The 13602-nt window shown below is 71.5% G+C and carries 12 protein-coding genes; 3 read left to right on the forward strand and 9 right to left on the reverse strand.

The window, feature by feature from the left end; translation table 11 throughout:
• Nucleotides 1–4 precede the first annotated feature (4 nt).
• From Q5722_RS05980 to Q5722_RS06000, 5 genes are all read right to left on the reverse strand, one after another.
• On the reverse strand, nucleotides 5–1723 hold the full coding sequence (locus Q5722_RS05980; RefSeq protein ID WP_305027293.1) for an aldehyde dehydrogenase family protein: 1719 nt from the start codon (nucleotides 1721–1723) through the stop codon (nucleotides 5–7).
• On the reverse strand, nucleotides 1720–2889 hold the full coding sequence (locus Q5722_RS05985; RefSeq protein ID WP_305027294.1) for an oxygenase MpaB family protein: 1170 nt from the start codon (nucleotides 2887–2889) through the stop codon (nucleotides 1720–1722). Before Q5722_RS05985 ends, Q5722_RS05980 begins: the two co-directional genes overlap by 4 nt.
• Before the next feature lie 138 nt (nucleotides 2890–3027).
• Nucleotides 3028–3918 (reverse strand): phosphoribosylaminoimidazolesuccinocarboxamide synthase, encoded by an 891-nt coding sequence (locus Q5722_RS05990; RefSeq protein WP_305027295.1) that lies wholly within the window; start codon nucleotides 3916–3918, stop codon nucleotides 3028–3030.
• 33 nt (nucleotides 3919–3951) lie between these two features.
• Nucleotides 3952–4443, reverse strand: coding sequence for an SRPBCC family protein (locus Q5722_RS05995; protein ID WP_305027296.1), 492 nt, complete (start codon nucleotides 4441–4443; stop codon nucleotides 3952–3954).
• A 21-nt stretch (nucleotides 4444–4464) separates the two neighbouring features.
• On the reverse strand, nucleotides 4465–5091 hold the full coding sequence (locus tag Q5722_RS06000; protein ID WP_305027297.1) for a TetR/AcrR family transcriptional regulator: 627 nt from the start codon (nucleotides 5089–5091) through the stop codon (nucleotides 4465–4467).
• 122 nt (nucleotides 5092–5213) lie between these two features.
• Between Q5722_RS06000 and Q5722_RS06005 the strand changes: the two genes are divergently transcribed.
• The 3 genes from Q5722_RS06005 to Q5722_RS06015 are packed head-to-tail and all read left to right on the forward strand — an operon-like array spanning nucleotide 5214 to nucleotide 7086.
• A complete protein-coding gene (locus tag Q5722_RS06005) occupies nucleotides 5214–6416 on the forward strand; it encodes a DUF2306 domain-containing protein (protein ID WP_305027298.1) in 1203 nt (400 codons plus the stop codon).
• A gap of 1 nt (nucleotide 6417) precedes the next feature.
• Nucleotides 6418–6759 carry a DUF2834 domain-containing protein gene (locus Q5722_RS06010; RefSeq protein ID WP_305027299.1) on the forward strand — a complete coding sequence of 114 codons (342 nt, stop codon included), beginning with the start codon at nucleotides 6418–6420 and terminating at the stop codon, nucleotides 6757–6759.
• Nucleotides 6760–6768: 9 nt separating this feature from the next.
• Complete coding sequence (locus Q5722_RS06015) at nucleotides 6769–7086, forward strand: antibiotic biosynthesis monooxygenase family protein (RefSeq protein WP_305027300.1); 318 nt, start codon at nucleotides 6769–6771, stop codon at nucleotides 7084–7086.
• 76 nt (nucleotides 7087–7162) lie between these two features.
• On the opposite strand, the gene purB is transcribed toward Q5722_RS06015, so the two are convergent.
• The 4 genes from purB to Q5722_RS06035 form a co-directional block, all read right to left on the reverse strand.
• A complete protein-coding gene (gene purB / locus Q5722_RS06020; RefSeq protein WP_305027301.1) occupies nucleotides 7163–8581 on the reverse strand; it encodes an adenylosuccinate lyase in 1419 nt (472 codons plus the stop codon).
• 104 nt (nucleotides 8582–8685) lie between these two features.
• The gene (purD, locus tag Q5722_RS06025) at nucleotides 8686–9984 is read right to left on the reverse strand and encodes a phosphoribosylamine--glycine ligase (protein ID WP_305027302.1); all 1299 of its coding nucleotides are present in this window, start codon (nucleotides 9982–9984) and stop codon (nucleotides 8686–8688) included.
• A gap of 19 nt (nucleotides 9985–10003) precedes the next feature.
• Nucleotides 10004–12991: an efflux RND transporter permease subunit gene (locus Q5722_RS06030; RefSeq protein ID WP_305027303.1), complete on the reverse strand. Its 2988-nt coding sequence runs from the start codon at nucleotides 12989–12991 to the stop codon at nucleotides 10004–10006.
• A complete protein-coding gene (locus Q5722_RS06035) occupies nucleotides 12984–13478 on the reverse strand; it encodes a hypothetical protein (protein WP_305027304.1) in 495 nt (164 codons plus the stop codon). Before Q5722_RS06035 ends, Q5722_RS06030 begins: the two co-directional genes overlap by 8 nt.
• Between the last annotated feature and the right edge of the window lie 124 nt (nucleotides 13479–13602).

Raw genomic sequence — 13602 nt, forward strand, 5'->3', positions numbered from 1 at the left:
CCTTTCAGCCGCGCAGCGCGGGCGGGAAGATCTTCAGCAGGTTGCCCCACGAGCGCTTGCCGCCGTACGCCGCGAGCGCCTTGCCGGACTTCGCCGCCGTCTTCGCCGTGACGAACCACGGCATCGTCGGCGCCATGGTGAACTCGCCCTTGAGGTAGGAGACCGGGAACGGGTGGAACGGGCCACGGACGACCGTCTTCTCCGAGTCGGCGATCAGGTGCGTGTTGTGGACGACGCCGATGCCGGAGCCGACCTGCTCGAGCGTGTGGCCCGGGAAGGCGCCCCACGTCGCACCGCCGAGGAGGAAGGCGATGCCGCTCCAGACGTTGATGCCGACCGCGCCGTAGCGCAGCGCGGCCACGAGCTCGTCGAAGCGGGCGCCCATCTTCTTGATGTCGCGGGGGTGCACGATCATCGAGGCGCCGAGCGTGCCGTCGAGGCGGTCGTTGGAGAACGCCACCGCGTTGGCGAGGAAGTCCGCGCCCAGGCCGGGCAGCTCGGTGATGCCGAGGACGGCGGCGAAGTACTCGCCGTCGTACAGCTCGGTCGGGCTGTCCTCGCCGAGCGTCACGAGGGTGCAGCTGCCGACCTGCTCCGCCGCGTCGCCGTAGGTCGCCTTGGCGCGCTCGATCGAGGCCTGGCCGTTGGGGTACCACGGCGCGCGCGGGGTGATCTCGCGCAGGACCGTGCGGATGGCGTCGAGGAAGGCGTCCTTCTGGTCCCAGTCAGCGGAGATCAGCAGGGCCTGGCCACCGATGCAGTTGTGGCCGGCGTTGTGCAGGCGCTGCGTGACGACGTGCTCCGCCTGGTAGACGAGGTCGCTCTTGGCCCACGAGCCGGGGACCACGATGATCGGCGAGACGCCACCGAGCTCGGAGGTCATCTCCTTGGCGAGCTGCGGGGTGCCGGCCTTGCGGTTCTTCTCGGCGTCCTTGCCGACTCCCCAGACGATCGCGTCGTGGGTGCGGGCCGAGCCGGTGATGTGCACGTGGACGATGTCGGGGTGGTTCGTGAGGTAGCCGCCGACCTCGGCGCCGCCGTTGACGACGCGGACCAGGTCCGCCTCGATGAGCGGCGCGAGCGCGCGGTCGTAGACCGGCTTCAGGTGCTGGAACGTCGGGTTCAGCTTGATGACCGAGGCGCGGTTGAAGGCGACCAGCTCGTACGCCGCGTCGAGCGGCGCGATCGCGGAGATGTTGCCCGCACCGAGGACGAGGCCGACGCCGCCGTTCTGGTGCTCGGCCTTCGCGCCGAGGCCGGCGGAGGCCTTCGCCTGCTCGGCACTGATGCCCGGCTTCAGCCAGACCTCGGCGACGAAGCCGTTGAAGAGCAGGTTGTCCTTGAGGTCCTCGGGCAGCACCCGGACCTTGGTCTGACCGGTCGCGGTCGTGGAGAGCTTCAGTCCGTCGATCGGGGACTTGCCGGCGGCCAGCTTCTCGAGCGACGTGGCGTACTCGGCGAACATCGGCGCGGTGGCGGCCGGGCCGCTCATCCACTCCTCGCCCTCGTAGGAGCCGGACGGGACGCCCTTGGCGGCGGAGGCCGCGCCGGCCCACGCGCCGGCCTCGGCCGCGATCGTCTTCTGGGTCGCCCGGAGCAGCTCGGCCCGCGCCGGCAGCTCCATCTCGGCCCAGGTGGCGATGCCCGTGGCGAGCTGCGCCACGGCGGCGTCGAGCTCGGCGGGCGTCGCGGGGGTCATGTCGTACACAGCCTCGGCGGTCATCGGGCGACCTTGTCCTTCTGCTCGCGGTTACGGATCGTGCCGCCGGCCTCGCCGACGGTGTCAAAGGCGATGATCTCGTCCTTGTGGTTCTTCTCGTAACCCTTGATCTTGCCAGCCTTGCGGGCCTCGACCTGCTCTGCCCAGATCTCGCGCGGGGTGCGCAGGAACCCGAACTCGGCGCGCGCCTCGGCGTTCTCCCAGACCTTCTCGTTGAGCGGCTTCACACCGTTGACGTACGGCGCCACGATCGGCATCGTGCGCGGCGTCATGGCCTTGACGATCTTGAGCTTCAGCACCGGCGGGAGCAGGTGGATCGTGAGCAGGATCGGCTTGAGGGCGACGATCGCGGCGAGGTCGGTGGCACGGCCCTGCGGGCGGCCGCCCATCTCGCGCATCCACTGCGGCATGGTCGCGAGGACGGCGCGGCTGGTGAAGGTGTTGACGGTCCAGCGGATGTTCCACGGGACCCACTTCGGCAGCGAGGAGAGCTGCATGTCGACGAGGAAGTCGAACATGTCGAGCATGCCCTCGGAGGCCACCATCTTCGGGCGGAACTCCTCGAAGTACGCGGCCACCTCGGCACGCGTGCGCGGCAGGCTGTCGACGTCGATGGTCTGGAACGCCGCGGCGACGGCGCACTCGCGCCAGTACTCCAGCTCCTCCTCCTCCGACAGCTTGCCCGGGCCGAACATCTCGTAGGAGATCAGGATCGAGTGCCACGCGGTCAGGTGGATCCACTTCTGCGACTCGGGGTTGTTGGCCGCGAACTGCTGGCCGGTGACCGGGTCGACGCCGATGGCCCGCTGGTGGACCTTCATCAGGATGTCGGAGGACTTGAGCACCGACTGGGCGTCGCCGTAGAGGATCGTGGCGAAGTACTGCATGGTCCGGTCGAAGCGGAGCGGCGTGCGCTGCTTGACCTGGCCCGAGGCGATGACCGCCGCCGCGAGGTGCGGGTCGAGGTGCTCGATCGTCACCGCCCGCGAGAACCCGATCAGGAACGACGTCGGGTAGATCCAGACCCGGCGCGCGACCGAGTCCTTCGCGAAGAACCCGTAGTCCCGCATCGGCGTGATCGCGTCACGCGCGTCGACCGTGTTGCCGGCGTACGCCTCGGCCATTCCCAGCTCCTTGCCCTCTGCAGAGTTATCCGGTGCGATCCGCACCGCGTAACAAGATAAGCGCTACAGGGCGACGCGGATACCCACGCGGAACGCGGCGCTCATCACACCCGACGGGAACGACGACGGCCCGGATCCCCTTGCTGCCAAGGAGATCCGGGCCGTGGGCCGCGCGGGGTCAGGTCAGAACTTCTCGCCCGTCAGCAGCTCGTACGCCTCGACGTACTTGGCGCGGGTGAGGTCGATGACCTCCTGCGGGAGAGCCGGGGGCTGCTCACCGGACGACTTGTCCCAGCCCGAGTCGGGCGAAGTGAGCCAGTTGCGGACGATCTGCTTGTCGAAGCTCGGCTGGGTCTGGCCCGGCTTCCACTCCGCGGCCGGCCAGAAGCGGCTGGAGTCGGGCGTCAGCACCTCGTCGGCCAGCACGAGCGTGCCGTCCTTGAGCGTGCCGAACTCGAACTTCGTGTCGGCCAGGATGATGCCGCGCTCGCGGGCCATCGCCTCGGCGCGCTTGTAGACGAGCAGCGTCTGGTGCTTGAGCGCGGCCGCCGCCTTCTCGCCCACCGTCGCGGCGACGGCCTCATAGGAGACGTTCTCGTCATGGTCGCCGACCTCGGCCTTGGTGGCGGGCGTGAAGAGCGGCTCGTCGAGCCGGCTGCCGTCGACCAGGCCTGCGGGGAGCTTGATGCCGCAGACCTCGCCGGTCGCGTTGTAGTCACCGAGGCCGGAGCCGGTCAGGTAGCCACGGGCGACGCACTCGACCGGGAACATCTCGAGGTTCTGCACGATGACCGCGCGCCCCTTCACGACATCCGGGACGTCGGTCGAGACCAGGTGGTTGGGCGCGATCTCCTGCAGCTGGTCGAACCACCACAGCGACATGCGCGTGAGGATCTCGCCCTTGTCGGGGATCGTCGACGACAGCACGAAGTCGTACGCCGAGATGCGGTCGCTGGCCACCATCAGCAGGTTGCCGGCGTACGCGCCCTCGTCGATCCGGTAGAGGTCGCGGACCTTCCCGGAGTGGAGGTGCGTGGTGCCCTCGATCGCCGGGGCCTCGGGGATGTTCAGCATGCGCGCAGCCTATCTGCGCGCGGGCGACGAGGCTCAGGCAGGGAAGTAGGCGCGGGTGTCCTTCTCGAGCCGGGCCAGGTCCAGGCGCCTGACCAGGCCGAGGACCAGGCCCTGCAGCGGGCCCGGCACCTTCGGCTCGACGACGAACTCCCAGAGGAACTCGCACCCGCCGTCGGACAGGGGTGTGACCGTGTAGCGCTCGCCGAAGCGGCGCAGCAGCGGGATGTTGGCCGACTCGACGGTGAACGCCGTCACCCGGGTCGCCTCGTCCCAGAGGAAGTAGCGCTCCTGCCCCAGCAGGCCGTTGGCAGCACGCACCTCGCGCTCGGTGCCGACGCCGAAGGGCTTGCCTGTCTTCCACGTGACCCGCTTCAGGCCCGTGCACCAGTGCAGCGGGCGGCTGCCGTGGAGCTCGCGGAAGACCTCGTCGGCGGAGCGGCTGGTGCGGACCGTGAAGCGATGGGTGAACGGGCGGCCGACCTCGAAGTCGGCGTCGGTCACGGGCTGCAGCGAGAACGACGGCATGGACGCATCGTGGCACGGAAGTCAGGCGGTGAACGGGATCGACCGCGCAGCCGCCTCCGCGTCGTCGCCCAGGCCGACGGCGAGCGCCCGCATCCACGAGGCGACGAGCGGCTCGGGAGGCGCCGGCATCGCGTCGACGTAGCCGGCGAGCTCCGCCACGACCAGCCCGTGCCAGGAGATCCACAGCTGCAGCGCAGCGGCGTACGGCGTACCCACGGAGAGGCGTCCGTCGCGGTAGGCCCGGCGAACGACGGCGTGCATGACCTCGAAGGCCTCGGCGCCCTGCATCAGCTCCGCGCCGTCGCGACGGTGGCCCGCCAGCGGCGAGACCGCGTAGATGACGCGGTAGAGGTGGGGGTGCTCGTGGGCGAAGGAGCGGTAGCGCTCCCCCAGCTGCACCAGGTCGGCGACGGGATCCCCGGTCGACGGCACGGTGGCCATCTCCGCAGCCAGGAGCCCGAAGCCGGCGTCGACCACGCTCGCCACCAACCCGCCGAGCGACCCGAACTCCGAGTACACCGCCATCGTCGAGGCACCGTAGGCCGCGGCCACCCTGCGGGTGGAGACAGCCTCGGGCCCCTCCGCCTCGAGGAGCTCGAGCGCGATGCGCGTCAGCTCGTCGCGGCGGGTGCGGAGAGGAGCGGTCACGCGCCGACCCTAGTCCGCGGCGGCCGCACTGTGTCCGGGAACACCCAGCAGCCGGGTGTCCGCGACGCGGTGATCCACCTACGCTCATCAGGTCGATATTTCACTGTTATGACGGAGGCGGCATGGCCACCCTCGCTACACGCACAAGGACCACGGCAGGCGTCGTGCTCGCCGTCCTGGTCGCGTTCTACGCGCCGATGACCCTGACCTACTTCTGGAACGGCCCGTCCGGACCCAACCTCCAGGACCACGTCTTCGAGTTCCTCGTCTCGCCTCGCTTCGCGTTCGGCCTGGGCTCCGGCCACGACGTCCGTGCCGACGGTTCGGCGCCGCACTTCGCGACGTTCGCGACCACCTACACGACGATGTGGCTGCACTCGACGATCGGGACGCTCACGCTGGTCACCGGCCTCTCGCAGTTCTCCGAGCGGCTGCGCCGTCGCAACATGGCCCTGCACCGCACCCTCGGCAAGGTCTTCATCCTCGGCTGCCTCGGCGTCTTCGCCACGGCCTCGTCGTACCTGCTGCAGACGGACTCGCGCCTGGTCTTCTCCGGCCCCGCGTTCGAGGAGGTGCTGTGGCTCCTCGCCGCCGGCACCGCGGGCCTGGCGATCCTCGCGTTCGTCTCGATCCGTCGCCGCGACCTCGTGGCGCACCGCGAGCTCGCGACCGCGGCCTTCGCCCTGATCTGCTCCGCCGGCTGGCTGCGCGCCATGTGGCTCTCCGTCGAGCCGGTCGCCCACATGGGCAAGGAGATGGACAACCTCTTCGGCATCCAGTTCGCCGCGGCGTTCCTGATCACCTGCGCGATGGTCTACGTCCGCCGCTTCTGGCGCGGACAGCGCGGCGCGGACAGCCCGCTCGCCACGGGCCGCGCGGTCCGGGTCGCCGCCGCGACCGGCGCCCTCGGTGTCCTCGTCCTGGCGGTCGTCGCCGCCCGGACCGACTGGTACGCCGCCCACCCGAGCTGGTTCGTCGCCGGCCCCTGGCCGGTCATCCTCGGCGCCGCACTCCCGTGGGCCCTGCACACCTCGTGGCTGGGCTGGATGGCGGCGCGCGCCGGCCGCCGCGGTGACGTGGCGGCCCACGCGGCATGGCGGACCTACCTCGTCGGTGGCCTGGCCGGCCCGGCGGTCGGCGCCCTCGGCCTCGGCTTCGCGCGGGTCGTGCACGGCATGCCGCTGCAGCAGGCCTGGTTCATGGTCGGCTACCTGTGGGGCGTCGGCCTGGTGCTGGCGTACGCCGCCCACGCGACGCTCACCACGCGGTGGGCGAAGCGCCGCCCGGTGGCCGCGCCGGTTTCCGCCGAGCCGGTCGCGGCCTGACGTGGAGCGCCGGGTCCACCTTGCGATCGCCATCGTCGCGCTGGTGGCGACGCAGGCGGCGCTGGTGTGGCACGTGGCGAGTGGCCGGGGCGCAGCCGACTTCCTGACCGACGCGGTGGCGACGCCGGCGGGCGTCTTCGTGGTCGTCGACCTCGTGGCGGTCGCCTGCGCCGCGCTGGTCTTCATGGTGACGGAGGGGCGCCGGCTCGGCATCCGGCACCTCTGGATCTACGTGGTGCTCACCTTCACGGTGGCCATCAGCGTCGCGTTCCCGGCGTTCCTCATGGTGCGCGAGCGGCAGCTGCGCTGGCAGGACGGGCGCGGCCGTCCCACTGCTGCCTAGGCTGGCGCCATGCCCGTCGTGAAGATCAACGCCATCCACGTCCCCGCCGAGGCCGGCGCCGAGCTCGAGAAGCGCTTCGCCGCCCGGGCCGGCGCGGTCGAGAAGTCGCCCGGCTTCCTCGGCTTCCAGCTCCTGCGCCCGACCGCAGGCGACGACCGCTACTTCGTCGTCACCCAGTGGGAGTCGGAGGAGGCCTTCGCCGCCTGGCGCGACGGCGACGCGCGCACTGCGCACGCCTCCGCCCCCGGTGAGGCGCCGAAGCGTCCGGTCGCCACCGGTGCGGACCTGCTCGAGTTCGAGGTCGTCCTGGACGTGAAGCCCGCCTGAGACAGCAAGAGCCCCCGACATGCCGCGCGTACGGCGTGTCGGGGGCTCTTCGCGTGTCAGCGGCCCGGAGGCTGCGTCAGAGGATCGCGCCGGGGTCGTACCTCGCGGCCTCGGGGTGCTGCGCGACGAGCGCCTCGACCTTGGCGACGACGGCCTTGACCTGGTCGACGGCCGCACCGGTGAACTCGATCGGGTTGGCGACCAGCGCGTCGATCTGCTCGCGGGTCAGGCCGAGCTCCTCGGAGGCGGCGAGCTTGGCGAAGACGTCGTTCTCGACCTGGCCCTGGCGCATCGCGAGGGCGGTGCCGACGGCGGCCTCCTTGATGACCTCGTGGGCGGTCTCGCGGCCCACCCCGTTGCGGACCGCGCTCATCAGGACCTTGGTGGTCGTGAGGAACGGCAGGTAGCGGTCCAGCTCGCGCTGGATGACCGCCGGGAACGCGCCGAACTCGTCGAGGACGGTGAGGAAGGTCTGGAAGAGGCCGTCGACGGCGAAGAACGCGTCGGGCAGCGCCACGCGGCGTACGACGGAGCAGGAGACGTCGCCCTCGTTCCACTGGTCACCGGCGAGCTCGCCGACCATGGAGAGGTAGCCGCGGGTGATGACGGCGAGGCCGTTGACGCGCTCGCACGAGCGGGTGTTCATCTTGTGCGGCATGGCCGAGGAGCCGACCTGGCCCTCCTTGAAGCCCTCGGTCACGAGCTCGATGCCGGCCATCAGGCGGATCGTGGTGGCGAGGTTGGACGGGCCCGCGGTGATCTGGACGAGCGCGGAGAGCGTGTCGAAGTCGACCGAGCGGGGGTAGACCTGGCCGACGCTGGTGAAGACGTTGCTGAAGCCGAGGTGCGCGGCGACCCGGCCCTCGAGGTCGGCGAGCTTGGAGGCGTCGCCGTCGAGCAGGTCGAGCATGTCCTGCGCCGTGCCGACCGGGCCCTTGATGCCGCGGAGCGGGTAGCGCGCGATGAGCTCCTCGAGGCGCTGGACGCCGACCAGCATCTCGTCGGCGATGGTCGCGAAGCGCTTGCCGAGGGTGGTGGCCTGGGCAGCCACGTTGTGCGAGCGACCGGCCATGACCGTGGTCTCGTGCTCCGCGGCCAGGCGCGCGAGGCGGGCCAGCGTGGCGACGGCGCGGTCACGGATGATCGCGAGGGAGGAGATGACCTGGAGCTGCTCGACGTTCTCGGTGAGGTCGCGCGAGGTCATGCCCTTGTGGATGTGCTCGTGACCGGCCAGCGCGCAGAACTCCTCGATGCGCGCCTTCACGTCGTGGCGGGTGACCCGCTCACGCGCGGCGATGGAGTCGAGGTCGACCTTGTCGACGACGGCCTCGTAGGCCTCGATGACGCCGTCGGGGATCGCGATGCCGAGGTCCTTCTGGGCCTTCATGACCGCGATCCAGAGCTGGCGCTCGAGGACGATCTTGTGCTCGGGGCTCCAGATCGAGGCCAGGTCGGCGGCGGCGTAGCGGGTCGCGAGAACGTTAGGCACAGTCACGGTGGAAGATTCTCCCACGCGTCAGCGCCACGTCCGAACCGAGTCGAGCGCGCTGGCCTCCGCACCCAGCATCAACGGGCGCACCCGACTCGCGGCCGCGCTCCTCAGCCCTCGAGGACGGCGGCGCCCTCGATGACGCCGAGCGGCTCGGCGGCGATGTCGGAACGACGCTGCATGCCCGGGAACGTGATCAGGTCGGCGGCGGCGTAGGCGCGCGCACGGGCGTCGGCGATGTCGTAGCCCGTGGCGCGCACGGCGAGCACGCGGCCACCGGCGGTCACGAGGTGCTTGTGGTCCGGCTCCGCCTCCGAGGGGGCGGCGACGATCTCGGTGCCGGCGTGGATCACGTCGACGTCGGCCACACCGTTGGCGTTGCCCACGCCGGAGATGACGTCGCCCTTCGACGACGACTCCGGGTAGCCGGCCGAGGCGAGGACAACGGTGACCGCGGCTCCGTCGCTGAAGACCGGCGCCTCGACCTCGTGGAGCCGGCCCTCGGCCGCGGCGTGCAGCAGCTCGCCGACGCCGGACTCGATGAGCGCGAGGACGGGCTGGATGTCCGGGTCGCCGAAGCGCACGTTGAACTCGATGACGCGCGGCCCCGCGTCGGTGAGCGCCAGGCCGACGTAGAGGCAGCCACGGAACGGCGTGCCGCGGCGGGCCATCTCGTCGAGCGTCGGCTGGACGACGGTCGCGATGACGATGTCACGCAGGTCGGCGGGGGCCCACGGCAGCGGGCTGTAGGAGCCCATGCCGCCGGTGTTGCCACCACGGCCACCGTCGAAGATCCGCTTGAAGTCCTGCGCCGGCTGGAGCGCGTACGCCGTGGCGCCGTCGCAGACCGCGAAGACGGAGACCTCCGGGCCCTTGAGGAACTCCTCGATGACGACCCGGCCGCAGGCCTCCGCGTGGGCCAGCGCCTCGGCCCGGTCGTTGGTCACCACGACACCCTTGCCGGCCGCGAGCGCGTCGTCCTTGACGACGTACGGCGCGCCGAAGGTGTCGAGCGCCTCCGCCGCCGCCTCGGGGGTCGTGCACGTGAAGGAGCGAGCGGTGGGGACGCCAGCCGCCTCCATCACGGACTTGGAGAACGCCTTGGAGCCCTCGAGCTGGGCGGCCTCCTTCGACGGGCCGAAGACGGCGATGCCGGCCTCCGTCACCGCGTCGGCGACGCCTGCGACCAGCGGCGCCTCCGGACCGATGACGACGAGGTCGGCCCCGATCGAGACCGCCAGGGCGGCCACGGCGGCGCCGTCCATCGGGTCGACGTCGTGGAGCGTGGCGATCGCGCCGATGCCCGGGTTGCCGGGGGCAGCGTGCACCTCGCTCACCTGGGGGTCGCGCGAGAGGGCGAGCGCGAGCGCGTGCTCACGGCCGCCGGTGCCGATGACGAGGGTCTTCACAAGCGCGGGATTCTACGTGTCAGTGCGCCCTCGGTGCTGCCGGCCACCACAGCCGCGGGCCGACGAGCGCCGCGAACGCCGGTACGACGAGTGTCCGCACGACGAAGGTGTCCAGCAGCAGGCCCATGCCGATCGTGAACCCGACCTGCATCAGCGTGACCACGTGACCGGACATCATCGCGAAGACGCTGGCAGCGAAGATCAGGCCGGCCGCCGTGATGACGGAGCCGGTGACGGCCAGAGCCCGGGCGACGCCGGCAGGCGAGCCGTCCGGTGCCTCCTCGTGGATCCGCTTGATCAGCAGCATGTTGTAGTCCGCACCGACGGCGGCGAGGATCACGAACGCGACCGACGGCACCGACCAGTCCAGCGGCTTGTCCAGCAGGATCTGCCAGACGAGGGTGCCGAGGCCCATCGCGGCGGCGTACGAGAGCACGACCGTGCCGAGAAGGAAGACGGCCGCGACGACGCTGCGCAGCAGGACCAGCAGCACGAGCAGTACGACGGCCAGGGCGATCGCGGCGACGAGCCGGAAGTCGTTCGTCGACAGGTGGCGGATGTCGTCGAGGCTCGACGGCATGCCGGCCGACTCGACGCTCGCCCCGGCGAGCGGGCCATCGGAGAGGGCGTCCTGCGTGGTCGTCCGGAGCAGGCGCGTGCGGTCGAGGGAGGCGTTGCCGAAGGCGTCCGTCGCGCCGACCACGACCATGCGCGCCTCGTGACCGTCCGCACTCATGAAGAGTCCGCGGGCCAGCGCGAAGCGCTTGTCGTTGAACGCTGCGGGCGGCAGGTAGAAGCCGCCGACCGAGGTGTCGCCGGTCGCCCGCGCCGTCGTCGAGAGGTACGCCGACGCGTCACCCAGACCGGTGCCCAGGTCGCCCATCCTGCCCGCGATCTGGCCGGTGCCGTCGGCGACCCGGCCCGCACCGTCGGCGACCTTGCCGGCGCCGTCGGAGAGGTCACCGAGCTTGTCGGCCATGGTGGCCTGGCCGGCCCGCAGCTGCGCGGCGCCGGCGTCTGCCTTGTCGAGGCCGGCCTGGATCCGGGCCAGCCCGCTCTCCAGGTCCGTCGACCCGTCGGCGATCGCCCGGGCGCCGGCGACGGCGTCGCGCAGGCCCGGGATCAGCTGGTCACGCTCGCCCACCCAGATCTGGTAGATCCCGTCGCGCGCCTTGCGGCAGGCCGGGTCGACGTTGCAGGTGAGGCTCCTGGTCTTGAGCGCGTCGTAGGCCATGCCGAGGCCGTCGACCGCGAGCTGCGCGTTGGCGAGTCCGTCCTCGAGGCCGTCGGCCAGGCGAGCAGCTCCCGCGCGCAGCCGTGCCGACCCCGCGTGGGCGTCGTCGGCGCCGGCGGCGAGGCGGGACAGGCCGCTCGACAGCTCATCGGCACCCGCGAGCAGGCGATCGGCGCCGTCGACGGCACGCGAGGCGCCGGACGCGACCCGGCCGGCACCGCTGCTCAGCGCCGCAGCGCCGCGGTCGAGGCGCGAGGCGTCTTTCACACCGGAGGTGACCTGGTCGGAGGCCTTGCCGAGGCGCTTGCCCGCGACGCCCATCTGGTAGCCGAGCGAGGCCTGCTTGATCGGCGTGCCGAGGGGGCGCGAGATGGTGCGGACCGACTGCACGCCCCGGAGCCGGGCGACCGATCCGGCCGCCTGCTCGATCGCGGCGATGTCACGGGCGTTGCGCATGTCGTGGTCGCTCGTGATCAGCACGTAGTCGGCGAGCACCTCGTTGGCCGGGTAGTGGTCGGCGAGCAACCGGTAGCCGATGTTGCTCTCGGTGTCGTGCGGCTGCACGCGGCGCTGGTCGTAGCCGAGGTCCATGAGCGGGAAGACCGAGGCCAGCAGCACCAGCGGCAGCAGCCCGAGGGCCAGCACCTTGGCGGGATTCGCCACGACGTACGCCGCGACGCCGGCCCAGCTGGCGCCACCGGCGCCGCCCCGGGCTGGCCGCGGATCGAGCCAGCCGCGCGGGGCCAGCAGCGCGATGACGGCCGGCAGCAGGGTGAGGCTGAGGAAGAGCGAGAGCGTGACCGCCAGCGCGATCGCCGGGCCGACCGTGTTGAAGAAGCCGATCTGGGCCAGGCCCATCGCGGCCGTCGCGAGGACCACCGTGACGGCGGAACCGACGATGATCGAGCCGACGCGGCGGGTGGCGATCTCGGCCGCCTCCCTCGGCTCGTGTCCCTCGCGGCGCAGCTCGTGGAAGCGGCTCAGCAGGAAGATCGCGTAATCGGTGGCCGCACCGAGCACGATCGCGGTCAGCATCGACGCGGTGAACGTCGAGACGTGGAACCAGCCCAGGTGGCCCGCCGTCGCGGCGATGCCGCGGCCAGCACCCAGGCAGGCGCCGATGAAGCCGAGGATGACGCCGAGCGTCGCCCAGGACCGGTAGAGCAGCAGCACGATGACCGCGATCAGACCGAGCGTGATGGCCGTGATCCGGCCGAGGTCGTGCTCGATGGTGTCCTGGGTGTCCGTGATCGTCGCCGCCGGACCGGTGACCGCCACGGAGAGCCCGTCGGGGACGTGGGCCGCCACCGTGTCGCGCAGCTCGTGGATCTCGCGCGCGCTCTGCGGCGTGCCGACCTGGCCGGGGAAGCCGACCTGCAGGTAGACCGCCTCGCCGTCGCGACTGACCGTGCCCTTCCAGATCTGCTCCGACCCTAGGTCGGCGACCTGCGTGACGTCCGTGTCCTGCGCGCGGATCCGCTGCGCGAGCTCGCCGAACCAGCGTCGGTCGGCGGCCGTCAGCCCGCCGGTGCGCTCGCCCGCGACGAAGACGACGGAGTTCGTCGTGCCCGTGCCGAAGGCGTCGTCCATGTGGCGGTACGCCGCGATCGAGGCTGCCGAGCCCGGCACGAACGCCGTGTTGTCGCGCGCGATCACGTCCTCGAGCTGCGGGACCGCGGTGTTGAGGCCGACGATCACCGCCAGCCACAGGAGGATGACCAACGGCGCGCGGCGCACGGCCAGGCGGGCGACGTTCTCCATGTGCTCAGGCACTCGCCTTCATGAGTCGGAACGAGAGGCGCTCCCGCAGCCAGCCGTCACGGCGGGCGGGGACGTCGATGTGGGCTGCGTTGGCGACGAACGCCCGACCGGCGTCCGCCGCGATCCCGACCGGGGCGCCGAGCGAGGCGAGGCCGGCCGCGACCGCGACGGTCCGGTGCAGGTTGGCGTCGGGGCGGGCCAGGGCCGGCTCGTCGGCGTACGCACGCAGGATGCGGTGGATGCCGGGCAGCTCTGTCACGACGGCCTGCCACGCCTCGGCGACCGAGGCTCCCGGCAGGTCGTGGAGCTCGAGGGCGAGCTCGATCCGGCCGGTCACGCGGCGGGCGAAGGAGTCGTGGAGCGCCACGAGGAGGCCGGCGCGGTCACCGAAGAGGGCAGCCAGGGCGTCCGACCACGGGAGGTCGGCACCTGCGTCCAGCTCCGTGACGACGTCGCGCAGGGCTGCGGTGCGACGGTGGTGGATCTCCCAGGCGTTCATGACGACTCCTTTGTCGGGGACGGCTCGATGTCCCGGACGCTACGGAGCCGACTGCGTGTGACACAGCGTTCCACGGACGGGTTCTCCAGGTCCTCCCGAAGGCGGACAAACCGACGTGATGCTC

This window comes from Nocardioides jiangxiensis (assembly GCF_030580915.1).
Lineage (GTDB): Bacteria > Actinomycetota > Actinomycetes > Propionibacteriales > Nocardioidaceae > Nocardioides > Nocardioides jiangxiensis.

What these genes read in the sequence shown, in the direction of transcription:
- Q5722_RS05990 (WP_305027295.1), bottom strand. Translation starts at nt 3,918, where the DNA reads ATGCTGAACATCCCCGAGGCCCCGGCGATCGAGGGCACCACGCACCTC.
- Q5722_RS06015 (WP_305027300.1), top strand. Translation starts at nt 6,769, where the DNA reads ATGCCCGTCGTGAAGATCAACGCCATCCACGTCCCCGCCGAGGCCGGC.
- Q5722_RS06005 (WP_305027298.1), top strand. Translation starts at nt 5,214, where the DNA reads ATGGCCACCCTCGCTACACGCACAAGGACCACGGCAGGCGTCGTGCTC.
- Q5722_RS05995 (WP_305027296.1), bottom strand. Translation starts at nt 4,443, where the DNA reads ATGCCGTCGTTCTCGCTGCAGCCCGTGACCGACGCCGACTTCGAGGTC.
- Q5722_RS05980 (WP_305027293.1), bottom strand. Translation starts at nt 1,723, where the DNA reads ATGACCGCCGAGGCTGTGTACGACATGACCCCCGCGACGCCCGCCGAG.
- Q5722_RS06035 (WP_305027304.1), bottom strand. Translation starts at nt 13,478, where the DNA reads ATGAACGCCTGGGAGATCCACCACCGTCGCACCGCAGCCCTGCGCGAC.